This window comes from Pseudomonas sp. NPDC088444 (genome assembly GCF_044900175.1).
Classification (GTDB): domain Bacteria; phylum Pseudomonadota; class Gammaproteobacteria; order Pseudomonadales; family Pseudomonadaceae; genus Aquipseudomonas.
The window spans coordinates 23610-48294 of record NZ_JBJDNK010000005.1 but is presented as its reverse complement, the minus strand read 5'-3'; the positions used below and the strand labels follow the sequence as shown (position 1 = coordinate 48294).

Genomic DNA, 24685 nt, shown 5'->3' with positions numbered 1-24685 from the left:
GAAAAATGACACGTCAGACGAAATGAAGCAGGCGCCACATGCCCATAAATACGGAGCAAAAACCTAATAAAGCGCGTTGTCGTGGAAAAAAATCGGATTCACCCCGATAATCCAGTTCAGCCCGCACTGGCAAAGACGGGATACCGATGGAGAGGGACGGATGTCCGAGAACAACAATCTGACGAACATCAACGAAGCCGCGTATGCCGCCCTGCGCGAACGCATCATCAGCGGCGAACTGATGCCGGGCGCGCCGCTGTCCGAGCGGGCCTTGTGCGAAGAACTGGACGTGTCGCGCACGCCATTGCGGGAGGCGATAAAAGTGCTGGCCCGTGAAGGCCTCGTGGAAATTTCGGCCACGCGCCGGGCGCGAGTGGCCAGTGTCAGCCTGGAAGAAGCGGCGAACATGCTGACCCTGCTGGCGGCGCTGGAAGGCCTGTCAGGCGAACAGGCGTGTCAGAAAATTTCGGCCGCCGACATCGCCGAACTGGAAGCCCTGCAAGCGGCGATGCGCCTGACCCATGAACAGAATGACTTGAGCAGCTACTTCAACCTGAATCAGCAGATTCACTTGAAAATTCTGCAAGTGGCCGACAACCGGGTGCTGTCGGAAATGTTCAACAACCTCAACGCCCGGCTGCGTCATGTCCGTCGCCGCCTCAACCCGACACCGGGGCGCTGGCAGCAGGCGATCAACGAACATGAGCAAATGCTGACCTACCTGAAAAAAGGCGAGAGCAAAAAGCTCCGCGCGCTGATGGAAGACCACCTGCGCAACAAGATCGACGTGTTTCTGGCCACCATGCTCGAACACGGGATTGTGAGCGTACAGCGCTCGGCGTGAATGCTCGCGGTGAGCATTGACGTTGGGCGCTGTACGAACAGTTTGAAGACGACAGTAAGCCTGTTTTCAAGTCAGCATGGCCGAGTATCAAGACTTTTCACTCGCCTGCTGCAATCAGGTCCATTTCCACCGTCGCATTCTTTGGCAGTTGATAAACCCCCACCGAACTGCGGGTGTGAGCGCCCGCTTCACCGAACACAAAAAACAGCAGCTCGGACGCGCCGTCCGCCACTTCGCTCTGCTGGGTAAAACTGTCGGTGCATTGCACGAACAGGGTCATGCGCAACACGCGCTTGATCCTGTCGAGGCTGCCCAGACTGCGCTGCAACAGCGCCATGGCCCTCAGGGCGCTGATTTTTGCCCCCAGTTGCGCCCGTTCCAGCGTGACATCGGCCCCTGCCCGGCCTGTCACGACCACAGTGTCGCCCACCCGCGGGATTTGCCCGCTGATATACAACTGATCCTCATGGCGCACCAGTGGCACATAGTTGCCGCCGATCTTGATCTCGCCATCGAAGTCGTAACCCAACTGCTCACACGCCTGCTTGAAACGAACATCACACGACATTGCCAGCCCCTGTCATTGGAAATCATTGAGTGAGTGTCTGCGCAGTTTCCCCGCGTATTCAACAACCTGCGTTCCCGGCCGCGAGTTCCCCAAACCCCAATTGATAGCAGGCATGTCGGGTATCGACAGACAGAAATAGTGCACAGCGCCCGGCGCCCGTAAAGTTTTCTCAACCCTAAACAAATGAGTCGAGGTTGGAAATGTCCCGCGCCATCAAATTTCATCGCTTCGGCAAAGCCGATGTGCTCAGTTGCGAGGAGCAGCCTGACCGCTTACCCGGTCCACAGGAAGTGCTGGTTCGTGCCGAGGCCATCGGCATCAGCTGGGACGATGTGTTGTGGCGCCAGAACCTGGCCCTGGCCCCGGTGCAGTTGCCCGCCGGTATCGGCAGCGAAATGGCCGGTATCGTCGAGGCGGTCGGCGCAGGCGTGACAGATCTGCACGTGGGTGACAAGGTCGCCAGCTTCAAGGCCATGAGCGCCAACGATTACCCGGTGTGTGGCGACCACGTCATCGTGCCGCGCAATGCCCTGACCCGCTACCCCGATGTGCTCACGCCCATCGAAGCCAGCGTGCACTACACGCCCATGCTGCTGGCGTACTTTGCCTTCGCCGACCTGGCCAAGGTTCAGGCGGGCCAGACCGTGCTGGTCACCGACGCCGCCTACAGCCCCGGTATCGCCTTCGTGCAATTGGGCAAGGCGCTTGGCCTGCACGTGATCGCTGCGACGCAACACGCCGAAGACCGCGAATACCTGCTGGCCAACGGTGCCGAACGGGTGATCGTGACGGAGGAAGACGACATTTGCCTGCGCATCCAGGCGTTGACCAAAGGCCAAGGCATCGAAGCGGTTTTCGACGGTTTTGGCGGTCGCCAACTGTCACTGTTGGGCGACGTGCTGGCGCCCCGCGGCAGTCTGGTGCTCTACGGCCTGCGCGGTGGTAACACCACGCCCTTCCCCGCCATGCAGGCGTTCAGGAAGAACATGCGCTTCTTCGTGCATTGCCTTGAGAACTTCACAGGCAAGCCCGAGTTGGGCATCGAGCAGGACAGCGCCGCGATGAAGCGTGCACTGGACGTCATCAATGAGCTGACGGTCAGAGGACTGCTCAAGCCAGACATTCATCGCACCTGGCCGTTCGAACAGTTCGGCAAGGCGCACAACCACCTGGACGAAGACCCCGTGCGCGGTCGCGTGGTGCTGAGGGTCCGTTGACGATCGAGGGCATATTGAAACGTGACGTGTCGACAGCACGCTGTGTGCGTGATCCACAACCTCGCTGGCGTTTATTGAAACCGGAGGTAAACGCCTGACCGTGTTTTCTCCCTACATATAGGGTAACGGTTCACCTCGCGCGCCCCCATTGACCATGCCCGGACAACACGCAAATCTGCCTGCCGACGTCCGAAGTGAGCATTCGCAGAATGACGTCATTTGCACCGGCCTATTCACAGTCAAGGATTGACGCCATGAGTCATACGTCTCAACACCCCGACACGCCCATTCATATGAGATGGATGGCCGAAACACCCCGCCTTCAGCACCTGCGCATCGACGAACTGATCCTGCCCGGCGCGCATAACTCAGGCAGCGACAAGCAATCCCCCAATCTGGGATTGCCTCAGGAATGCGCTCAGGATGTCTCGCCTCACGAGCAACTTCGTCACGGCATCCGCGTGCTGGACTTGCGCATCGCATTCTACAAAAAACATCCCTTGGGCAGTCCGCAGCGCTTTCAGCTGTACCACCTGACCTCTTCGGGCAGAACCGTTGCGGTCGACGTCATTCAGAAGGTCCAGGCCTTCTATCGGGAACTGGAAAGCCACGGTGTTCCGGCAAAGGAAATCATCGTGCTGGATTTTCATCAGTTCGACAAATTTACCCCCGAGGCCCACGCCGAACTGCAGGCGTTGTTGCTCAACGAGCTGGAACCCCGTCTGGTTCCCTATACCTTGCGCGGCCTCACGCTGAGTCGACTCTGGGCCGACCATCCCGGTCGCAACGTCGTCATCGCGTACAACCATGGCAGTGGGGGCTACGAGTTCTGGTATGGCGTCGATCAGCGCTGGCCGGGGGAGAACCTCTTCAACACCAACACCCTGAAAGGGTTCATTGACAAAACGGCGCAGGAGACCAAGACGCCTCATCGCCTGACAGCGGTGCAATGCGCCAAATACTCATTGCCATTCCATGCGGCCACCGACCTGTCAGACAAGATCAACCAATGGTTTGCTTCGGTGGACGAACAGAGCTACATCCAGAACTTCTACATCATCAACACCGACTGGTCGTTGCGCAGCGATCTTATCCAGCAATGCCGCCACGCCAACGATATCCGCGGTCAGCGCAAACTCGATCATCCCGAGGCGCCCTTACAGCCCGCGTTGCGCCTGATCAGCACCGAGTGATCAACCCCTGACGGGCGATGCGTGTGAGGTGGCGGATCACCGCATCCGCCCGTTCAGCGGAAGGTGCCTGCACGACGGCCAGATCGAACTGGTCATTGCTGAAGCGCTCCAGCGACTCCTCGGCGGCGATGAACTGAATCAGAAAGGCATGGGGGCCGTGCTGACGACGAGGTCGTCCATCCAGATAACGCAACAGCGTCGGCTGATGGGAACCGGCGAGAAGAATCTTTGGGTTGCGACGATTGAACGGGCTGGCCAGGGGGCTCAGACGAATCAACGGGCGTGGGCTGGACGTGTTGCTCATGGTGCTTTTTCTCCGCCTCAGTGTTCCGCTGGGCAGCGGTGAGAGGCAACACCGAACCAGCGCTTTAGCGGTATTTCGGTGACGCATTCGCGACACCCGGCGCCCCGCAAGTAGCTGTTTAAATCGGCGCATGAGCGGCATCCTAGATAAGCGGCACCGGGCTTGTCAATTGGCGGCAGTCACCATGATCTGACGCAACGCCCGTCTCGGCCCCATCGTCCCCGTTCAGGAAACAATGAGTCCCCGTTTCACCTGATTGTTCGGCTCGTGATCTTTCCTTAGATTGATCGCCAAGCCTGCCATTCAGCGTTGCTGATGGCCTTCAGCGCACACCCGTTCAAGGACGCCATCCATGCCTTCCATTCACCGCTCCATGGCCCCGGCCCTCAGCTTCAACGGCGGTTTCGTCGACACCATTGGCTTTCTGGCCCTGCAAGGACTGTTCACCGCTCACGTGACCGGCAACTTCGTCACGCTGGGCGTAAGCATCGTTCACGGCACCTCAGGCGCACTGGCCAAGTTGCTCGCGTTGCCGGTGTTCGCGCTGGTCGTCGGCCTGACCCATATCGCCGCCGTGTCGATTCACCAACGCGGCCTGGTGCCTTTGCGTCCACTGTTGATTCTGCACACGGTCCTGCTGGCTCTGTTCGGCGTGCTGGCCATCGAGTTGGGGCCATTCAGTGACGGCGACAGCACCGCAGCGCTGATCACCGGCATGACGGGCGTGGCCGCCATGGCCATTCAGAACGCGATTTCGCGTCAGCACCTCAAGGGCGCGCCACCGACCACCCTGATGACGGGCAACGTGACGCAAGGCGCCATCGACGTCTTCGCCCTCATCGGACTGCGCGACGAAAAGGAACGTGCGGCGATCAAGCAGCGACTCAAACCGATCAGCCTGAACCTGCTGGGTTTCACCGTCGGCTGTATCGGTGCGGCGCTGCTGTACCTTGCGGTCGGGCTGTGGTGTCTGGTGTTGCCAGTGCTGGTCGCGGTCTGGACCTGTGTGCGCACCTTTGGCTCGGACGAAAACCTCTGATCGCCAACACATCACATGGCCTCACTCTTCCTGCATCTCGAAGGAATAGCAGTTGCGGCCTGCACTCTTGGCCTTGTACATCGCGTGGTCGGCGTGCTGGATCAGCGTGCCGATGTCGTTGCCGTCACGCGGGAACAGGCTGACGCCCATGCTGGCGTGAATCTGCACCCGATGCCCGTCGATGAACAGCGGCAACTGGAAGCACTGGTGGAGCTTTTCCAGCAGGCCGACGATCTTTTGCGGGTCTTTCACGTCGTTGAAGCACACCACGAATTCATCGCCCCCCAGACGCGCGACGCAATCCGCGCCATCGCTGGCTGAGGTCAGCAACTTGGCCACGGCCTGCAACACCTGATCGCCGAAGCGATGGCCGTACTGATCATTCATTTCCTTGAAATGATCGAGGTCGACGAACAGCAACGCCATCTTCTGTCCCTTCGCCCGCGCGTCCAGCAACGCCTGTTCCAACACTTCGAAGCACATGCGCCGGTTGGGCAACTCGGTCAGCGGGTCGTGACGCGCCAAATGTTCGAACGCCGCGCGGCTGCTGGTCAGGTCGTCGAGCTGCGTCAGAATTTCCTGCTTCATCGACTGGAATCGGCGCGCAAGCACGCCCAATTCATCTTCGCGAGGCGACAGATCGCTGATCTTGCGCTCACGGGAAAACAGCTCGACCGCGTCGGTCATGCTGCGCAACGGACGAATCAGCGCGCGCGAGGCAATTACCGCCGCCAACAACGCCAACGCGCTGAACAGCAGCGCAATCTGCATGATGTTGGTGCCCGCCCGTGACGCCTGAGCCAGCACATGACTCTGTGGCTGCCCCAAACCCAGCACCACGAACGGCTCGGAGCCGTCGCTGTGGGACAACCTGACGAATGCGGCGACCAGACGGTCCTGCTGCCCCTGCTCGACGCTTCGGCTGATCAAGGCGTTCGGGCCGCTCTCGGCGAGCATGCGCGACACTTCGGGGAATTCGTCCTGCAGGAACAGACGGCGGCCCTGATCGAAGCCGAACGTGCGGCGGTGGTCCGGGTGCACCAGCAAATCGCCCCAGCGATTGCTCAGGTACACCTGATATTCCTTGGGCAGATCACTTTGCAACTGGCTGAACAACTGATCGAGGTCGACGTTGATCACCAACAGCGCGAATACCTTGCCCGAGGGGTCCGCCACTGGGGTCGACACGTGCAGCGTCGGCTTGCCCAGCCCCGAGTGCGCGCCTTGTTCATGGTTGATGACAATGGGCGAAATCCGCACCTCACCCGGCGCCAGACGCAATGTTTCGAAGACGTAGGCGTAGTGAGCTTTCTCTTGAAGGTCTTCGCCCTCGACCCGAACGATGTTCGGGCCATCCCGGTCCTGGCGCACCAGTTCCAGCCCATGATCGGTGGCGCTGATCAGACGAATCTGCATGTAATCGGGATGCGCCAGCAGCATGGCGCGAAACGACGCCGCGAGATTGCTTTGAACGGCGTTACGCAGTGCAGGATCATCGATATCGCCCAGCTCGTGGACCTGTGGGCCATTGGTCAACACCGCAGCATCCAGCGAAATATTGCGCAAACTGGCGTGCAGGTTGCGCCCCAGGACTTGCACCGACGTCAGCAAATCACGCTCGGCAGCGCGCAGGAGCATCTCCCGGCTGCTGTTGTAGATGTAATAACCCGCCAGCCCCGTGGGCAGCATGCCGAACAGGGCCATCAGACAGCCCAGCTTGAACGCGATACCGAATTTCACCGCGATTCCCCCAACGGCGGACGCTCACCGGACACAATGCGCTGCCACAACGCCGCGCGGCGTTCATCGTCCTCCACCGGCCTTAGCCAGATCAAGCGGCTGGACGGGCTGGCATCGGTCGGCTCCTGCAAGGTGTTGGACAGATCCTGCCGCTCGGTAATGGCCCGACTGACCTCAGGTTCAAGCATGTAATTGATCCACGCCGTGGCCAGCGCGGGGTCATGAGCCCCCTTGCTGATCGCCCAGCAGTCGAGCCAAGCCAGCGCGCCCTCTTTGGGCACCACATAGCCCACATCGGCGCCCGCGTCACGCAATTGCTTGAGTTGCTGGCGGCCATAGTTGGCGAAAATCAGCGCCACCGAGTGGCTGCGAAACAGCTCCGCCGCCTCTTCTGGCAGCGAGTAAAACGTCAGGACATTGCGCCGCAACGCCACCAGCTTGGCAGTGACTCGGGGGAAGTCATCGGGTTTTATATTGAACGGATCGCCCCCCATCGCCAGGCTCGCCAGGGAAAAATTGTGATTGCTGGTATTGAACGCCAGCACGCGGCCCTGAAACTGCGGGTTCCACATGCTTTCGACGGATTCCGGAGGCTGCGTGAATTGCTTGCGATCATAGATCAGCCCCATGTCGGACCAGACATAGGGAACGGCATACACCTGGCCGGCAACGACGATGTCGGGGATGCGCGAGTAATCGCGAAAACGCGGGAGTTGGCGCGCGGTGTTGGCGATACGTTCCGGCAACAACGGCTGTAACAGGCCCTGATTCACGTAGTTGTGAACCTCGGCGGTGTTGGCGGCGATCACATCGAAGTCGCCGCCCTTGTTCTCGGCCAGCTTGCTGCGCAGCACTTCATCGCTGCCCACCAGGGTGACCTCGACCTTGACCTTGTAGCGTTTCTCGAAAACGCTCACCAGATCGCTGTCCGCATACCCCGGCCACGCGAGCACGCGCAGCGTCTGCTCGGCCGCGCTGCCCTGCCCGGAGACGAAGAGGCAGCAAATGACAAACCACAATGGGCACAGGAGCTTCATGGATAATGCCCAGTACAGGGGATCACGCCGCCACTATACAGATGGCGATGTGCCGTTGCTTGATCTCCTCGTTTCAGCCGCGATACCTCCGGTCGGAAACGTCGTTTGCATCACAGATCGTTCGCTCGGATAGAATCCTTGGCTCTCTCAACAAGGAGCGTGAACCATGCAGGTTTCAGGAGCCATTCCGTTGCTTCGTATCTTTTCCGAGGAACAGGCGAAAGCGTTTTATGTGGACTTTCTGGGGTTCAGGATCGAGTGGGAGCACCGCTTCGCAGACGATCTGCCGCTGTATGCCCAGGCCCGGCGTGGCGATCTGGTCGTCCACCTGACTGGTCATCATGGCGATGCCACACCCGGCTCGACGATTTTTGTCCCGGTGATAGAGATCGAAGCCTTGTGCGAAGAACTGAACGCCAAACGCTACAAGCACGCCCGCCCCGGGATTCAGGAGCAGGGTTGGGGCAAAGTGATGGAAATTGCCGATCCGTTTGGCAACCGGCTTCGATTTTGCGAGTTGGCACAAGACTGATCCATACCGACTCGCTCCAGCCCAGCCGTTGCTCTTGCTCTTCATGCGCGCAGGTCCAGACCAAGCCCCGCTAGCTCTGACGGACAGAATCAAGAGCGCCACTACAAACACTTCACTTCACCAACCGCTTTTCCTTCGACGGCCGATACCCGAAATACGAGCTGTAGCATTTGCTGAAGTGGCTCGGTGAAACGAACCCGCACGCCACCAGCACTTCGACCTGGGACAATTCGGTGTGCTGCAACAACCGTCTGGCTTCAGTAATGCGCAGTTCGAGGTAATAGCGCTGTGGCGTGGTGCCGAGTTGCTCCTTGAACAGCCGTTCGATCTGCCGACGTGAACGCCCGGCGTACACCGCCAGTTGCTCCATTTCCAGCGGCTCTTCAAGGTTGGCGTCCATGAGTTTGACGACTTCCTTGAGCGGCGCGCTGACCGAGATGTGGCGGCTGGGTTTGATCCGGCGATAGCGCGACTCTTCGAAGGACAGAATGTCTTCGATGCCTTCCACCAGCGCCTTGTCGTGCAGGCCCTTGATCCACTCCAGCGCCATGTGGAACGCGCCCGAGGGGCTCGACGCGGTCAAGCGATCCCGGTCCACCACGAACGGCTCACTGGTGACGTGGGTGATTTTCGACAGATCCGCCAAGGCCGGGCGATGCTCGGGATGGATGGCGCAGCGATAACCTTCCAGCAACCCGGCCATACCCAGAAACCAAGCGCCATTCCACAACCCGGCCAGGACAATGCCCAGATCGGCAGCCGTGGTCAACAGCGCTGTCAGGGCTTCGTGGGTTTTGAGTTCAGTGCGATAACCGCCGCAGATGACCAGCAGATCGAGGTCTTTGAGGGTGGGCAATTCAAGTTTCGCGTCAGGCCGAATGACCAGCCCCAAGTCGCTGATGACCTCGCCTTCCTGCAAACCGAACGTGCGCGAGGTGAACAGTTTGGGTCGCAGCAAATTGGCCGTGACGATGGTGTCCAGCACTTGGGTGAAAGCAGGCAGGGAAAAGTGTTCGAGCAACAGAAACCCGGTCCGGGTCGTTGCACAGGGTGTGTTTTTATTGTCGTCCAGGTAGCGAAGGTTCTTGCCCTTCATGCCCCCACTGAACTCGCGTCTTTCGCTCAACGTTTGCCTCGGTCATTAAAAGTGCGGCCCCGACGCCTCATCGCGCATCCGGGCCGCCGTGCTACGCCAACTGAAAGCCGTGGGCGAGCGGGTCTCTGTCGTCTACAAAAATGGTGTTGTGGCCGGTCACCTGCGCCCAGCCGGTGATGCTGGGCTTCATGCCCGCAAAATCGCCAACGTGGGTCGCCGCCTCGACTTTGCCCTCGTAGAGAGTACCGATCAAACTCTCGTGCCGGTAGAGGTCACCCACCTTCAAACGGCCTTTGCCGAACAACTGCGCCATTCTCGCCGAGGTGCCGGTGCCGCCGGGAGAACGGTCGATGGCCTTGTCGCCGTAGAACACCGCGCAACGACCATGGGCCGTGCTGTCTTTCGGCTTGTCGCACCAGATGACGTGGTGCACGCCGCTGATCCGCTCGTTCTCCGGGTGAATCGGGTTGCTGACGTGGGCCAGCGCCTCGCGCAGTTTCACGCTCAGGCCGACGATGTCGGCGCTGCTTTGCCCTTCCAATCCCGGCCAGTTGACCTGAGGCTCAACCACGGCGTAGAAGTTGCCGCCATAGGCGATGTCGACCGTCAGGGTGCCAACACCTGGCACCTCAACTTCAACATCGGCACTGTGCAGGTAGCTGGCGACGTTGTGCAGGCTGACCGACGTCACGTGTTCGCCCTCCAGCGTATACACCACGTCAACGCGCCCGGCCGGGGTTTCGATAGCGAGCCTGCCCGGCTCCCGAGGCGTAATCAGCCCCTCTTCGATCACCACCGTCGACAACCCGATGGTGCCCGCTCCGCACATGGGCAGGCAGCCGCTGACTTCGATGAACAGCGCGCCGAAGTCGCAATCATCCCGCGTCGAGGGGTAGATGATCACGCCGGACATGACGTCGTGGCCGCGCGGTTCGAACATCAATGCCTTGCGCACCCAGTCGTGGTCGCGCACAAAGATTTCGCGGCACTCGGCCATCGACACCGAGGGCAACAGCGGCCCACCGCCTGCGACCACCCGCACCGGGTTGCCGCAGGCGTGCGAGTCGATACAGAAGAAACTGCGTCTCATCGTGGTAATTCCCTGTCAGACCATTTTGTTGGGCCTAAGCCAGCTTGTTTGAAGAGCGACGCTGCAACGCGCCGCGAGACAACCGGTCCAGCAACAGCGCGATGGCGACGATGGCCAGACCCGCACGCAGACCCAGGCCCATTTCCATGCGCGACAAACCGCGCGTCACCTCTGCACCGAGGCCACCCGCACCGACCAGCCCCGCCAGCACCACCATCGCCAGCGACATCAGAATGCACTGGTTCAGGCCCACCAACAGGGTCGGTGCAGCGGTCGGCAGTTCGATCTTGAACAGGATGTCCCGTGGCGAGGCGCCAGACGCCTGCCCCAGCTCCAATAGGTCTTTGGGCAATTGTTTGAACGCCAGCGTGGTCAGGCGCAGCATCGGCGGAATGCCGTAAACGATGGTGGCGATGATCGCTGGCACGCGGCCCAGGCTGAACAAAATCACCGCTGGAATCAGGTACACCCAGGGCGGCACGGTCTGCATGATGTTGAGGATCGGCAGGAAGGCGTCATCGACCTTCCTCACCCGCGCCGCCAACACACCCAGCGGAAAGGCGATGGCCACCGAAATCAGCACCGCCACCGACACCAGCGCGATGGTCTGCATCGACGCCACCCACAGCCCGGAGAACAGACAGAACGCCAACATCAGGGCCGAAAACACCGCCACGCGTTTGGTGGCAAAGATGAACGCGGCGACGAACACGATGGCAATCGTGACGTAGGGATGAGGCGCCAGCAGGGCCTTTTCCACCACGCCCAACACCGCTTCGACGATCTGACTGATGAATACGAACAGACCGTGCAGGTTGGCGTTCAGCCAATCGACGGCAGGCGCCAAAAACTCACCGGGGGAAAAACGGAAATCCGCGATCATTGCGCTTCTCCTGTGCGCGACCGAACGGCGCTCTGGGCCAGACGGTCGAGGATCATGGTCAGGATGACGATGGCCATCGCTGCGTTGATCGACTTGGCGATGTCCAGCGTGCGCACCGCGCCATAGATCGACTCACCCAAGCCGCCGGACCCGACGATCCCAGCAATCACCACCATACCGAACGCCATCATCAGGCTCTGGTTGACCCCGGCCATGATGCTCGGCATCGCGAACGGCAGGCGGATCTTGAAGAACATCTGCAAACCCGTCACACCGCTGGCATCGCCCAGCTCGATGAATGCTTTGGGCGTCATGCGAATGCCCAGTGAGGTCAGGCGCAACGCTGGCGGCAGGGCAACGATGAACGTCGCCAGCAGCGCGGTCGCCGGGCCATAGCCCAACAGCGCAATGGCGGGCAGCAGGTAAATGTAGGGCGGCATGGTTTGCACCAGGTCCAGGCACGGATCGACGACCCGATCGAAGGCCGGGGTCAGCCCGGCGATCACGCCCAGAGGAATGGCGACGACCAAGGCCAGCAGTGTCGCGGTCAGCACCAGCGCCAAGGTGCTGACCGTTTCCGGCCACAGCCCGATCAAGGCGCAGAACACCAGAGCCAGCGAGGCGATAATTGCAAAGCGGGTGCCGACCATCTTCCAGCCCAGCACCGCGATGATCAGCGCCACGACGTAATACGGCGGGAATGCGAGGCACCACAGCACCGCTTTGTAGAGCCCGGACAGCGCATCGTTGGCCGCGCTGAACAGGAAATCACCGTGGTCGGCCAGCCAGCCGAGGCCCGCGTCGACGGCCTCGTCGAACTGGCTGGAAAAGTCGGGAGTGTTCATGCCGAGGCCTCCAGCGCCGCGCCCGCTGCCGAGGCCGCGAATTCGTTGGGAATGCCTTGCACGCCGCGCAGCAGATCACGGGTGGTGACGATGCCGACCACCGCGCCGTTGTCGACCACCGCCAGTGCATCGCGCTCGGATTTCATGGTCAAACCGATCAGTTCATCGATGTCAGCGCCGGGTGAGGTCTTGATCAGGCGGCTGACGTCGCAACCTGGATTCGAAGCCTTGTACGCCTCCACCGGGGTCATCACCGAATGGGCCTTGACCAGATGCAGGCGGGAAATACCCGCGACGAACTCGGCGACGTAATCGTCCGCCGGGTTGAGGACAATCTCCTCGGCAGTGCCGACCTGGATGATCGCACCGTCCTTCATGATCGCGATGCGATCACCGATGCGAATGGCTTCTTCCAGGTCGTGGGTAATGAAGACCGCTGACTTGCCCAGTTCCTTGGTCAGTTGTCGGAATTCGTCTTGCAGTTGCCTGCGGATCAGCGGGTCGAGCGCACTGAACGGCTCGTCCATCAGGATCACTTCAGGGTCTGCGGTGATGGCGCGTGCCAGGCCGACACGCTGCTGCATGCCGCCAGACAGCTCACTTGGGTAACGTGACGCCCACTCGGTCAAACCGACCTTGGCCAGCGCACGTTCGGCCACCTGATAACGCTCGGCCTTGCCGACGCCCTGCACTTCCAGACCGAACGCGGTGTTTTCCAGCACCGTGCGGTTGGGCAGCAGGGCCACGCTCTGAAACACCATGCCGATGTGGCGGGCACGGACTTCACGCAGTTGCGCCGGGTTGAGCGAGGACAAGTCCTTGCCCTTGACCAGGATCTTGCCGGAGCTTGGGGTGATCAGCTTGTTGAGCAAGCGGATCAAGGTGGACTTGCCACTGCCGGACAATCCCATGATGCAAAAGATTTCTCCGCGGCGAACCTGGAGACTGACGTCCGAAACCCCGACCACGCAGCTGTAGTCTTGCAGGATCTGGCTCTTGGAAAGGCCCTGCTGAACCACAGCGTTCATTGCAGCAGGGGCGCTTTTCCCGAAGATTTTCCAGACGTTCTGGCAATCCACCAGCACTTCGTTTGTGTCTATTTTAGCCGTAGTCATTTCGTAACCCGTCGAGCCAGTTGTACTGACTTCTCTCATTGATCAAAAGGCGGCAGTGGCAAAGCTGAAACAGTCAGCGTGGAGCGCTTTATCAGTTCTTGACGTTTTCCCAACGCTTCAACAGGTCGGCATGGTTGTCGGTCCAGTCCTTGACGGCCTGATCCATGGTCTTGCCATCCTTCACTTCGGTGTTGATCGCAGTAATGTCCGGCAGCGGCACATAAACACTGGCCATCAACTCACGCGCATGGGGGAAGTCAGCCGAGAAGCCCTTGTGGCCGATCCAGTAGTAACCCTGTGGTGGCGGGAAGATGCCTTTCGGGTCCTTGAGGAATTTCACGTCGTATTTCTGCACCATCCACGACGGCTCCCAGACCGTGACGGCGATCGGCTCCTTGCGGTCCACGGCCGACTTCAGCGCAGCGGTCATGGCGGCGGTGCTGCCCTCTACCAGTTGCAGCTTGAGGTCATAGCCCTTGACCACGTTGGTGGCGTCTTTCATCAGGCCCGAACCCGGCTCGATACCGATGATCTTGCCGCCGAACTTGTCCGCGTTGGCGTTCAGTTGATCGACCGAATCGATGTCGACGTACTTGGGCACCGCGATGCCCTGATAGAGGCCATGGGAAACCGGGGACAGTTTCTCCAGGCGGTTCTTGTTCTTGTTCCAGTAGTCGTTGGCAGCGTAGTCGGTCTGGGAGGCCAGCACCTGAACGTCACCTTTGGTCAGCGCGGCGTAGGCAATGCCCCACTCGGAGAACTCGACGACCTTGACGGTGTAGCCTGCGTCTTCCAGCACCTTTTTGGTGATACCGGTGATGGGCGTCAGGTCTTCCCAGTTCATGGTGCCGACGGTGATGGTCTTTTCTTCAGCATGGGCCGACAGGGTCATCATCCCCGCGACAGCCACAGCGCAAACGGTTTTCCAGATGTTCTTCATGGCGCTTCCCCGATCTACGTTTATGAAAATCAACTCGTGTGTGTTTTTTCCAGACCTGATGCGTGTCATGCCGGGTGACGAATCCTCACCCTTCTTTTCCTGCCCTCAATTCCTGCCAGCGAATGACCGAACTCACCCCCAGTTGGGTCAGCAGGCGCGGTGGCAGTTTGCTGGGTTCCGGCGACTGGCTGAAACGCTGCAAAAACGCTGACTCCGTACCCGTCGCCAACTCCGCAGCCATGACCCCAGCCAAAGTGCTTTTCACCGTGCCCAGACCGTTTTCGCAGCACGCCGCGTAGAGGTTGTCTTCCACTTCGCCGAAGGCCGGCACGCTGTTGCGACTCAGGCACAGACGCCCCGCCCAACTGAACTCGATGGGCGTGTCTTTCAGCTCAGGAAAGCGTGCGTCCAGCGATTGCCGTTGTTCTTCAGCGATGGCGGCAACTCGTTTGGGCGTGACGGTGATGCTTGGGTCGTAAGTGAACTTGGTGCGAATGACGATGCGTGACAGCCCGTTTTCAGTGATCTTGCGCACCGTGGCGCCCATCGGATCGGCAGGCAACAAGGCCCAGCGATCCTTGCCCGTGGCGGGGCGAGAAAACTGATCATGGCTGTAGGCAGCGGTCATCGAGGCGTAGGTGAAAACGTGCAGCAAACGCCCCTGAAAATGCCCGAAGTCTTCGATGTGGCCGTTGACCGCGAGAATCACTTTCGGCGCACTGACCTGCCCCTTATGGGACTTGGCGACCCAACCGGCCCCCGCCTTCGTCAACTCGACAATGGGCGAGCGCTCGTAGAGGCTGATCTTCTGCGCCAGACCATCGGCCAGATCGCGGATGTACTGCGCCGGTTGAATCATCACCGCACCGGGGGTGTACAACCCGCCGTGGTAGTAATGAGAGCCAGTGATCTCGCGCATCTGCGCCGCATCGAACAGCTCATGTTTCTCGCCGATCCCGGCCAGGGATTTGGCGTACTTGAGGTTCAGCTTCAAACCCCGCTCGGTGGCCGCCGCATTGATCTTCCCGGACGGGTCGAAGGTGTGCGCCGACATCCCGTACTCGGCGGCGGCGTGCGCCGCGAAGCCGATGGCGAAACGGTTCTGCTCGATTTCCAGTGCGGTGGCCGATTCTCCGGCCACCGAGTACTCGCCCGTCGAGAGGCTGTGGGGCACGTCGATCATGAAACCGGAGTTTCGTCCCGCCGGGCCTTTGGCGATTTCGTGGGCATCGACCACGACAATGCTGTCGTGGGGACGCAACTGGGACAGCCGACGGGCCGCCGACAGACCGGCAAATCCTGCACCGATGATCAGCCAGTCCGCCGACACGTTCCCATCAAGCATGCGCACCGGGGCAGAACGCGTGGAGATCGCCTCCCAGCCTGAAACACCGGTGTCGACCGGCAGACGCTTGATGGTATGCGTGTTCATTTTACGGTCTCGTCAACGGAGCGGTCGGACACGTCGATCCAGATGGTCTTGATCTCGGTGTACTGGTCGTGAGCGAACACCGACTTGTCGCGACCGCCGAAACCGGACTCCTTGTAACCGCCGAACGGGGTCGACGCATCGCCCTCGCCGAAGCAGTTGACGGTGACGATGCCTGCACGGATTTCCCTGGCCAGCTTGATCGCCTTGCGCAGGTTCCCGGTGTACACCGAAGCGGCCAGGCCGTAGGCGGTGTCGTTGGCCAGGGCGATGGCTTCGGAGATCGAGTGGAAGGTGGTCACCGACAGCACCGGGCCGAAGATTTCTTCCTGGAACAGACGGCTGTCGCGGTCCACGCCATCGATCACGGTCGGCTGGATGTATGCGCCGTCCTGAGTGTCGCCGCCGTACACCGCCTCCAGCTTGCTGGAACTGGCGTAGTCCAGGTACGACTTCACTTTTTCGAAATGATCGCTGCTGACCAGTGCACCGACGCGGTTCTGCGGGTCCAGCGGGTCGCCCATTTTCCACTCACGGATGTAGGCGCCCATGCGCTGAAGCAGTTCGTCTTTGACTGAGGCGTGAACCAGCAAGCGCGAGGTGGCCGAACAGTTTTCACCCATGTTCCAGAACGCACCGTTGACCACCTGCTCGGCGACCAGGTCCAGGTCCTCGGCGTCGTCCATCACCACCGCCGGGTTCTTGCCACCGCACTCCAGCACCACGCGTTTGAGGTTCGAATCCGCGGCGTAATGCAGGAAACGACGACCCGTGGCGGTGGAACCGGTGAAGCTCACCATGTCGACGTCTTTGTGCAGGCCGATCGGCTCGCCGACGTCCTTGCCGGTGCCGGTCACGATGTTCAGAACACCGGCCGGAATGCCCGCTTCGAACGCCAGTTCAGCGACACGCAGGGTGGTCAGGCTGGTTTGCTCGGCCGGTTTGACGATCACCGAGCAACCGGCGGCCAGTGCCGGGCCGATTTTCCAGGCCAGCATCAACAGCGGGAAATTCCACGGCAGCACGCACCCAACAACACCGATCGGCTCGCGAACCACCATGGTCAGGGCGTCATTGCCCACGGGCGCCGTGTGGTCGTAGAGCTTGTCGATGACTTCGGCGTGCCAACGCAGGGTGTGAACGGTGTCCGGCACGTCGACCAACTGGCATTCACGCACTGGCTTGCCGCTGTCCAGGCTCTCCAACACCGCCAGCTCATGGCGATTGCGCTCCAGCAACTTGGCGAACTCCAGCAAAACAGCCTTGCGTTCGCCCGGTGGCAGCAAGCGCCAACGCCCGTCGTCGAAGGCCTCTTTGGCTTTGCTGACGGCGTAGTCCACGTCTTCGGTATTGCACGCGGCGATGTCAGTCAGAAACGCGCCGTTGGCCGGGTTGATCGTGGCCAGCGTGTTACCGGAAATCGCCGGTTTGAACGCGCCGTTGATGAAGGCGTTGGAGGGAAACGACATCGACTGGGCGATGGCGGCGTATTCAGCCGCTGTAAGAAGATCACGCATGGCTGGCTCCGGAAGTGATGTGTGCGACGGTGCGTTTCAGAGTGGTAACAACGGTCTGGAAACTGCGCTTGTCATCCGCGTTCAGCGGACGTAGCGGTGCACGCACATCCCCCACTTTCAATCCATTCAATTCACAACCGAACTTGATGCATTGCACGAACTTGCCGCCGTCCAGTGCATTCATCATCGGCATCATTGCCGACATGATCTGACGGCCCTTGTCGAAGTTCTTTTCAACGACACACGCCTCATATAAAGCAACGTGTTCGCGCGGCAGGAAGTTTGAACCGGCACACACCCAACTTCTTGCCCCCCAGGCGAAGAACTCCAGCGCCTGATCGTCCCAGCCACAGGATAATGCGATGTGCGGATATTCACGCGCCAGAAGATGCACACGGCCCATGTCGCCAGAACTTTCTTTAATCGCCTTGACGTTCTTCGACTTACCAACGCGGGCCAAGTAGTCTTCGTTCATTTGCACACTCATCCGGCCCGGATAGTTGTACAACATGATCGGCAAGTTGGCGGCGCGGTCGATGGTCAACGCATGAATGGCGTTTTCCTGATCGGTGGGTAGCGCATAAGGCGGGGTGGTGACCAGGATGGCATCCGCCTTGATCCGCTTGGCATCCTCGGCGAACATCACCGCGTCTTCGGTGCGAATGGCGCCGGTTCCCACGATCAACTGCACGCGAGAGCCAATGATTTCCTTGGCACGGGCGGCCAGTTTCAGACGCTCTTCGGCGGTCTGGGCATAATACTCGCCCGTCGAGCCACCAATAATGATGCCGTGCACTTTCGCTTCGATCAGAGATTCAAGAACCTCTGAAAATACGCTCCAGTCGATTTCACCGTCAGGCGTATGTGGCGTGACGGCCGGTGTATAGATGCCTTCGAATTTCAAGACGTTTCTCCGGTGATGTATGGCGCATAAACTGTGTAAAAAAGAATATTAAACAGCGTTAAAAAACATGCCTTTGTGCACTCGACATACCGGCCAGGTCGCAGAAAAAACATTCAGCGATCAACAGACGCAGGTGTACCGTTCGCTCGAACCGAAAGAGGTGCGAGAGACGGAGGGACCGTGATCGTTAGAAACTGTTTAGTCGGGACAAGACCGCTATCAATAACGGGCGCTGTTCGACAGTGGGCAGAGGAAACTCAAGTGTGTTCATAGACCGTATCTGTCCCCATTGGCAGTGACGACGGTTTCTTGTTTTCAAGCGGTACGGAGAGGCCCCGTCCACTTTTTTGCACGTCTTGACTCCCCGATTCATGCCGGGGATTGCTTGCGGCTTGTGTGAAGATTACGTGTCGTTCGAGGGCAGGAACAAGAAACTTTTACGCTCATCAATCCATAAACTGATGTTATCGATCGAGGCAAAAACGGGGATTCACGATCGCTTTTGAAGGGCATCGAGGGGTGTTTCTGCCGTGCCATGGGGTGATGTCGCAAGCGTTGATCCAGATCAACGCCATTGTCACGCCCTGTTGAGAAACTACTGGCACCTTGCCTTATCACGTGCAATCACAGAAGAGCTTCCTTATGAGCCGCTGGTTGAGCAACATCTCGCTGAAGTACAAATTCTGGGCGGTGAACGCCGTCGCCTTCATCACCACCTTGCTGCTGGTGGTGTACGCACTGAACATCGAGCAGCAAAGCCGCGCCGAAGATGCCCATCTGGCTGCCCAGGCTCAGACGCAGTTACTGGCCGCATGGCCTGCCGGGCAACCGGTGCCAGCGTTATCGCCGCTGCCCGCCCCGCCCTCATTCGATGAGTTACTCGCAGAGCACTTCACGCAGTACGCCTTCGCGGTACTGGTGTTGATGCTGGCCATGCTCAGCGCTTCGCAGTTGCTGATCCGCTTTCTGCTGACCCACCTGAACGCCCTCAAGGACGTCATGCTGCACGTTGAAAGCAGCGGCGACCTGTCCGCCCGGGCGCCCATGGCCGGAGAAGATGAGGTCGGGCAGATGTCCAAGGCTTTCAATGCCATGCAGGCCGGGTATCAACGAATCGTCGGCACGGTGGCGCAATCGGCGGCGCGGCTGGATCAAGGTGCTGTGCACCTGGCCACCGGCATGAGCGATGTGCGCGAAGGCATGCTGGGCCAGCAAAGCGAAACCGATCAGGTGGCCACGGCCATCAATGAAATGACCGCCACGGTCTATCACATCGCTCAGCACGCCAGCGCCACCCGGGACCAGTCACAAAATGCAGATGCCCTGGCGGGCAGCGGCAAGGACGTGGTGGACCGGGTGCAAGCCTCGATTGCCGGGCTGTCCAGCGGTGTGCAGCAGACGGCGGGGATGATTCAGCGCCTGGCCGAAGACAGCCAGAAGATCAACGGCGTGGTCAACGTGATTCACAGCATTGCCGAACAAACCAACTTGCTGGCCCTCAATGCCGCCATCGAAGCCGCCCGGGCCGGGGAAATGGGCCGTGGTTTCGCGGTGGTGGCTGATGAAGTGCGCAATCTGGCCAAGCGCGTGCAGACCTCCACCGACGAAATCACCACCATGGTCTCGGCGCTGCAAGCGGGCACGCGCGATGCCGTGGATTTCATGCAGGAAAGCTCTTATAAAGCTGACGATTGCGTGCAACATGCCCAGGAAGCCGGAGAGGCGCTGGCCGCAATCACCGAAGCCGTGGCACAGATGCGCGAGAGCAACACGCAGATTGCCGTGGCCGCGCAACAGCAGAGTCAGGTGGCAGAAGAAATGAACCGGGCGGTGGTGAGCATTCGTGACGTGACCGAGCGCACCGTGCGCCAGACCGTGGACTCAGCCAGCACCAGCGATGAGCTGGCGACCCTGGCCGGTGAATTGAACACCGCCATCGGGCAGTTGAAGCTTCAGGGCTAGAGCCTTGAGTTGCCACCCTGGATTCTGAATGGGCAACTCCATTTCATGTAGAAGAATCTATGTTGGCTGGCTAACTGCATTCGCCACCAAGGCGGCTCCCACAATAATTGCGTCGAGCCCAGATTTAACGTTCGACGCTGAACCTGTGGGAGCCGGATTGCTGGCGAATGCATCGAATCAGATGATATTTGCGTTTCTGACACGCCGATTTCGCCAGCAAGCCGACCCCACAAGCGTTGCGCCGGTCCAGAGTGTGCTGATTGCCTCCAAGCGGAGAAGCCCCCGCAGGGGCGCGCCACATCCACGATCGGTGCTTTTCCTCACCGATTGCTTTCCCCCATCCTGGCTATCACTCCGATAGCAATCCTCCATTCGCCGTCCCGCGAACACAGGCCTATTCTGAACCCATCGAAAACGGTTCTTATTCAGGCATTACGGAGGTCATCATGCCCAAGTTCATTTCCAATCTTCACCTTGAAGACTTCTTCAGTGCCACACACAAATCCGGTCTGTCGTCGAACCTGGTGCTGTCGTCCATGGCGTTTCCGCTGTCGATCGTCTCTGGCCTTCTGCTGCTGGATGGCGCGTTCAACGCCAGCATTACCTCTGCCGGTATCGGCATTCTGGGGCTCATTGCAGCGCAGGCGATCAAAACCCGAGGCCAATAAGGTCTCGGGGCAGGTTTTCTCAGGGTCCAGTTTTCACAGGGCTTCGTTTTCTCAGGGCTTAGCCGAACACGGTCACCGTCTGACGGCTGATCGCCACCAACTGGCCTTTAGGCGTCCATAGCGCTGCCACAACATGGCCATAGCCATCGCGGGCATGCTCGATCACCGCACGGTATTGCGTCCAGTCGTGGGTCGTCATTTCCGGCAGCGGCTGAACGAACTCGATGGTCCACGTCAGCGAACTGCCCGGCGCCGGTTTATTCAGGTGCGGCAATACCGCAGGCGGCCAGGTGTCGACCAACGCCAGCAGATGCGCTTCGGTCAATCGCTCCTCTGCCACATCCCGCAACCGTGCATAGCCGCCAATGGCAGGCGATTTCGTGTTCGTGTACGGCAAACCACCCAAGGCCCAGCGCATGTCGATATAGCGCAAGTATTCGGGCATCACGCCGGGAATGAACGGGAACACCGGCACCTCGTCGACCGGTTTGAATTCAGGCGCAGGCTCCGCCGCTACGGCAATCGTCGATTCGCGGGCCGCACCGAAACTGCCCTGAATCAGCGTCACGGTTTCGCCGTTCTGGATCGCCCGCCCCAAGACCTGGCTCACGGCCTTGCCTTCGCGCAGGATTTCCACTTCAAAGGCAATCGGCACATCAATGGCAGGCGGGCCGACGAAACACACCGCCAGCGAGCGAATCGGCCTGCCCGCCGGAACCTTCCCACGCATGGCTTCGAACAGCAAGGCCGCCATCAGCCCACCAAAGCATGAACGCCCCTGCCCCCATGAGGCGGGAATGGAAACGGACGCAGGATGGTCGCGCACGGCGTCGAGCAATTCGGAAAAGGTCATCAGGCACTCCATGTGGCTCGGCAAAGACATGCCCGGATCTTAACCAGACGCCCTCTGCCGAACAGCGCTCATAACTGCCAATCCTGCGGCCTGATCGGGATCAAGGGACGGGGCGATCACCAAAACAGGCGTGGTGAAGACGCTCCAGCGCTTTGTCGGACTTCTCCTCGGCGCGCAGAATCCCCAACTCCCACCCTGCCACACACGGTGCCAGATCGGCTTGTTGCTCAGCCTGCGCCAACCATTGCAGATGATCGTGCCAGTCGCCCAAAGCGCCCTGCGCCGATTTCAAGCGCTTTTGCATGCCTTCAGGTTGATGACTGAGTTCGGGATACGCTTCAGCAGCATAACGCACGCGCTTGATCAGCAAACGCAGGCGATGGCGATCATGGGCCGGATCGGCCATGGCTTCGCGCAGTTGCTTCCACTGTTTGTCCATGCGTTTTTCGATGCGCTGGCGCAGGCGTTTCAACAGGCCGTGACGTTGCTGCGCGCGCAAAAACGAGGGCAGCTGATCCAGCACGCCGAACAGGCGATTCAGTTCGGGCGACGTGGCGACCTGCGGACACGCCGCATCCAGATACGTCGTGCGCTTGAGCGCCGCCTGATTCATCCCCTGTTTGTTGAGAAAAACCGCCAACACCTGCATGTCGCGCAACGGCGTGGTCAGGTCGCCCACCCCTTTGGCGGCTTCTTCGACCTGATCCATTCCCGGCAGGCCACGCAATGGCCGCAGCACACTGCGCAGGCGCCGGACCGTGGTGCGCAGTGCATGCAGCGCCTCGCTGTCGGTCGAGGCGGCCAGTCGTGCATGGCACGCCAGCAGTTTGACGTTGAGGCTGAGAATCTCGGCGATCAGATGATCGACCATGGCAGACATGGAACACACTCCTTCATCATTTCAAGACGGCGATTTGTCTTTCGCCGCCGACAGGCGCCAGGGCAAACGACGGCGCACCTGTTTCAAACACCGACGCAACTGGCCGACCGAGCCGGGTTCACCGGCATAGCGTTGTGCTTCGAACTCTCGGGCAAAATCCTCGATGGCGTCGGCGTGGTCAGGAAAACGCTGTGCCGCACGCCGGGTAAACGCCTGAGCACCCTCACCGGGCTGACGTCTGAGACCTTGCCTGGCCAGCAATCGTTCGAATGCCGCAAACAGACGCAACTGGGAATCGCTTTCCCGACGCCACGGCTTGAACAGCCACAACGCCAGCAAACTCAGAATGACCACCGCCCCGCCCGCGAAGACCGGCGCCTGAAAGCCCGAAAACCAGCGACCCAGCACCTGCAACTGCTGCTGGCCCTGGTACCCCAGCACCCAGCGTTGCCAGCCGTAGTTGAGATTATCCCAACTCAGGCGAATCGAATTGAGCCAGGCCAGGTGTCTGTACCGCAGCGCCGACATGGGCGAATCCGCGAGGAATTCTTCATCCGGCGCCAACGCCTGTTCCAGACCCTGTTCAATTCGCGCTGGCGCTACGGCGGCGGTCGGGTCGACACTGCGCCAACCCACCCCGGCCTGCCAATATTCGACCCAGGCATGGGCATCGAGCTGACGCACGCTGATGTAATGACCGTCCGGATTGATCTCGCCGCCCTGATAACCGGCCACCACCCGCGCCGGAATGCCCGCGGCCCTCAACACGAATGTCATCGCCCCGGCATAGTGAGCACAGAACCCGGCGCGGCTGCCGAACAGGAAGTCATCGATACTGTTGGGTCCCAAAACAGGAGGCTTGAGGGTGTAATGGAATGGCTGCTCGGTGAAGTACGACAGCAGGCTGTCGACCATGTCGTCCGGCTTGGGATGACGACGATGCACGTCCGCCGCCCACTCGCGTGCCTCGGGGTTGCTCTTGGCGGGCAGTTGCAGGTTCTGCATCCTTGCGCCCTCACTCAGAGCGGTTTCACGCACCGCATTCGGCCATGAGTTGACCGCGTACAGCATTGACTGATCGATGGGCCGCCTGCGCTGCCAGCGAAAATCGCTCATCTGCCGCACACCATTCAGGTCGGGCACCCCCATGTCCAGCAACATCAGCCACGGTTTGCCGGTGGGCTCCATGACCACGCTGTAGCTGATCTTCTCACCCTCCTTGCGCCAGTCCGGTGCATCGGGCACCTGTGCGCGGGAGGACTGTGACCAGCGCCGACCGTCGAATTGCTCCAGCGTCAGCGCGCGCCAGTACTGCTGATCGCGAGAGGGAATCGGCCCGTCAAAACTGGCACGAAACACCAGTGCCGCCGATTTGCTCAACTCGGCGATATCACCCGGCGCCATACTGTCCGATAGCCCCGTGAGCGCCTTGTTGCTGGGCTGGGGCAATGACCAGAGCGGGTCCAGCCGGGGAAAGAACAGAAACAACAGCAGCATCAATGGCACGGCCTGCAACAGCAGCTTGGCGGAGAGCATCAAGGTGGCGGCAGGTCGCGTGGCCAGGCTCGATTGCTGCAAACCGATCAGCGCCGCCAGCAACGTGGCGATGGGCAACAGGGTAAACAGCCCCCAGAGCAGCGCATCCTCGAACAGATAGCCGACGGCGACGCAAAAGAACCCGAGGAAGATCAGCACCAGTGCGTCACGCCGGGTCTGCATTTCCAGCATCTTCAGGATGAATGCCGCGATCAGCAGCGCGGCTCCGGCGTCCAGGCCCACCAGGCTGCCACGGGCCAGAAAGATCCCGCCCGCCGTGCCCACCAACAGCCCGGATTTGACCCAAGTGCCCGGCATGCGCACCCGCATGCGAAAAATCTGGATGCGCCAGAAGCTGCACACCAGCCACAACACGATCAATGCCACAGGGATGTGCAATGAAAACGGCACGATCACCAGCGCCTGAGCGATCAGCAACCAGTTGAGGCTGACCCGTGGGATCGGCTTGCCCAGATTGGCGGAGGTCATGACT

General features: G+C 60.2%; 23 protein-coding genes. 7 read left to right on the top strand and 16 right to left on the bottom strand.

The annotated features are described in order from the left end of the window. The first annotated feature begins 160 nt into the window (after window positions 1-160). A complete protein-coding gene (locus tag ACI2KB_RS11365) occupies window positions 161-844 on the top strand; it encodes a GntR family transcriptional regulator (RefSeq protein ID WP_404634461.1) in 684 nt (227 codons plus the stop codon). 97 nt (window positions 845-941) lie between these two features. On the opposite strand, the gene ACI2KB_RS11360 is transcribed toward ACI2KB_RS11365, so the two are convergent. Continuing rightward, window positions 942-1412, bottom strand: a complete 471-nt coding sequence (locus tag ACI2KB_RS11360) for a RidA family protein (protein ID WP_404634459.1) — start codon at window positions 1410-1412, stop codon at window positions 942-944. Window positions 1413-1612: 200 nt separating this feature from the next. On the opposite strand from ACI2KB_RS11360, the gene ACI2KB_RS11355 reads away from it, so the two are divergent. Next, complete coding sequence (locus ACI2KB_RS11355; RefSeq protein ID WP_404634457.1) at window positions 1613-2629, top strand: zinc-dependent alcohol dehydrogenase family protein; 1017 nt, start codon at window positions 1613-1615, stop codon at window positions 2627-2629. Window positions 2630-2883: 254 nt separating this feature from the next. After that, the gene (locus tag ACI2KB_RS11350; RefSeq protein ID WP_404634455.1) at window positions 2884-3822 is read left to right on the top strand and encodes a hypothetical protein; all 939 of its coding nucleotides are present in this window, start codon (window positions 2884-2886) and stop codon (window positions 3820-3822) included. Here the strand turns inward: ACI2KB_RS11350 and ACI2KB_RS11345 are convergent. Further along, window positions 3809-4126 (bottom strand): class I SAM-dependent methyltransferase, encoded by a 318-nt coding sequence (locus tag ACI2KB_RS11345; RefSeq protein WP_404634453.1) that lies wholly within the window; start codon window positions 4124-4126, stop codon window positions 3809-3811. The two genes, ACI2KB_RS11350 and ACI2KB_RS11345, sit on opposite strands and share 14 nt — an antisense overlap. A gap of 352 nt (window positions 4127-4478) precedes the next feature. Here ACI2KB_RS11345 and ACI2KB_RS11340 point away from each other — a divergent pair, with 352 nt between their 5' ends. Then, complete coding sequence (locus ACI2KB_RS11340; RefSeq protein WP_404634451.1) at window positions 4479-5165, top strand: YoaK family protein; 687 nt, start codon at window positions 4479-4481, stop codon at window positions 5163-5165. Window positions 5166-5186: 21 nt separating this feature from the next. On the opposite strand, the gene ACI2KB_RS11335 is transcribed toward ACI2KB_RS11340, so the two are convergent. After that, complete coding sequence (locus ACI2KB_RS11335) at window positions 5187-6905, bottom strand: diguanylate cyclase domain-containing protein (RefSeq protein WP_404634449.1); 1719 nt, start codon at window positions 6903-6905, stop codon at window positions 5187-5189. Further along, window positions 6902-7942, bottom strand: a complete 1041-nt coding sequence (locus tag ACI2KB_RS11330; RefSeq protein ID WP_404634447.1) for a PotD/PotF family extracellular solute-binding protein — start codon at window positions 7940-7942, stop codon at window positions 6902-6904. Before ACI2KB_RS11330 ends, ACI2KB_RS11335 begins: the two co-directional genes overlap by 4 nt. A gap of 166 nt (window positions 7943-8108) precedes the next feature. On the opposite strand from ACI2KB_RS11330, the gene ACI2KB_RS11325 reads away from it, so the two are divergent. Next, complete coding sequence (locus ACI2KB_RS11325; protein ID WP_404634445.1) at window positions 8109-8474, top strand: glyoxalase superfamily protein; 366 nt, start codon at window positions 8109-8111, stop codon at window positions 8472-8474. A 112-nt stretch (window positions 8475-8586) separates the two neighbouring features. Here the strand turns inward: ACI2KB_RS11325 and ACI2KB_RS11320 are convergent, their stop codons facing one another. The 9 genes from ACI2KB_RS11320 to ACI2KB_RS11280 all read right to left on the bottom strand — a co-directional run bounded on the left by ACI2KB_RS11320 (window position 8587) and on the right by ACI2KB_RS11280 (window position 18293). Continuing rightward, window positions 8587-9600: a GlxA family transcriptional regulator gene (locus tag ACI2KB_RS11320; RefSeq protein ID WP_404634443.1), complete on the bottom strand. Its 1014-nt coding sequence runs from the start codon at window positions 9598-9600 to the stop codon at window positions 8587-8589. Window positions 9601-9661: 61 nt separating this feature from the next. Beyond that, a complete protein-coding gene (locus ACI2KB_RS11315) occupies window positions 9662-10660 on the bottom strand; it encodes a 4-hydroxyproline epimerase (RefSeq protein WP_404634441.1) in 999 nt (332 codons plus the stop codon). Window positions 10661-10694: 34 nt separating this feature from the next. Beyond that, window positions 10695-11543: an ABC transporter permease gene (locus ACI2KB_RS11310; RefSeq protein WP_404634439.1), complete on the bottom strand. Its 849-nt coding sequence runs from the start codon at window positions 11541-11543 to the stop codon at window positions 10695-10697. Continuing rightward, on the bottom strand, window positions 11540-12388 hold the full coding sequence (locus ACI2KB_RS11305; protein ID WP_404634437.1) for an ABC transporter permease: 849 nt from the start codon (window positions 12386-12388) through the stop codon (window positions 11540-11542). Before ACI2KB_RS11305 ends, ACI2KB_RS11310 begins: the two co-directional genes overlap by 4 nt. Next, window positions 12385-13503 (bottom strand): glycine betaine/L-proline ABC transporter ATP-binding protein, encoded by a 1119-nt coding sequence (locus ACI2KB_RS11300; protein WP_404634435.1) that lies wholly within the window; start codon window positions 13501-13503, stop codon window positions 12385-12387. Before ACI2KB_RS11300 ends, ACI2KB_RS11305 begins: the two co-directional genes overlap by 4 nt. A gap of 91 nt (window positions 13504-13594) precedes the next feature. Continuing rightward, on the bottom strand, window positions 13595-14443 hold the full coding sequence (locus tag ACI2KB_RS11295) for a glycine betaine ABC transporter substrate-binding protein (RefSeq protein WP_404634433.1): 849 nt from the start codon (window positions 14441-14443) through the stop codon (window positions 13595-13597). Window positions 14444-14528: 85 nt separating this feature from the next. Continuing rightward, entirely contained in the window at window positions 14529-15875 is a 1347-nt protein-coding gene (locus ACI2KB_RS11290; protein WP_404634431.1) for an NAD(P)/FAD-dependent oxidoreductase, read from the bottom strand. Then, a complete protein-coding gene (locus ACI2KB_RS11285) occupies window positions 15872-17389 on the bottom strand; it encodes an aldehyde dehydrogenase (protein ID WP_404634429.1) in 1518 nt (505 codons plus the stop codon). Before ACI2KB_RS11285 ends, ACI2KB_RS11290 begins: the two co-directional genes overlap by 4 nt. Beyond that, the gene (locus ACI2KB_RS11280; protein WP_404634427.1) at window positions 17382-18293 is read right to left on the bottom strand and encodes a dihydrodipicolinate synthase family protein; all 912 of its coding nucleotides are present in this window, start codon (window positions 18291-18293) and stop codon (window positions 17382-17384) included. The genes ACI2KB_RS11285 and ACI2KB_RS11280 overlap by 8 nt, the downstream gene beginning before the upstream one ends. 642 nt (window positions 18294-18935) lie before the next feature. On the opposite strand from ACI2KB_RS11280, the gene ACI2KB_RS11275 reads away from it, so the two are divergent. Both ACI2KB_RS11275 and ACI2KB_RS11270 read left to right on the top strand, forming a co-directional pair. After that, on the top strand, window positions 18936-20255 hold the full coding sequence (locus tag ACI2KB_RS11275; RefSeq protein WP_404634425.1) for a methyl-accepting chemotaxis protein: 1320 nt from the start codon (window positions 18936-18938) through the stop codon (window positions 20253-20255). 446 nt (window positions 20256-20701) lie between these two features. Further along, window positions 20702-20923: a hypothetical protein gene (locus tag ACI2KB_RS11270; RefSeq protein WP_404634423.1), complete on the top strand. Its 222-nt coding sequence runs from the start codon at window positions 20702-20704 to the stop codon at window positions 20921-20923. 58 nt (window positions 20924-20981) lie between these two features. Here ACI2KB_RS11270 and ACI2KB_RS11265 read toward each other — a convergent pair whose 3' ends face one another. The 3 genes from ACI2KB_RS11265 to ACI2KB_RS11255 form a co-directional block, all read right to left on the bottom strand. Continuing rightward, entirely contained in the window at window positions 20982-21776 is a 795-nt protein-coding gene (locus ACI2KB_RS11265; protein WP_404634421.1) for an acyl-CoA thioesterase, read from the bottom strand. 100 nt (window positions 21777-21876) lie between these two features. Next, on the bottom strand, window positions 21877-22656 hold the full coding sequence (locus tag ACI2KB_RS11260) for a CHAD domain-containing protein (RefSeq protein WP_404634419.1): 780 nt from the start codon (window positions 22654-22656) through the stop codon (window positions 21877-21879). 21 nt (window positions 22657-22677) lie between these two features. Further along, window positions 22678-24681 carry a DUF3488 and DUF4129 domain-containing transglutaminase family protein gene (locus tag ACI2KB_RS11255; protein WP_404634417.1) on the bottom strand — a complete coding sequence of 668 codons (2004 nt, stop codon included), beginning with the start codon at window positions 24679-24681 and terminating at the stop codon, window positions 22678-22680. Window positions 24682-24685: the final 4 nt, after the last annotated feature.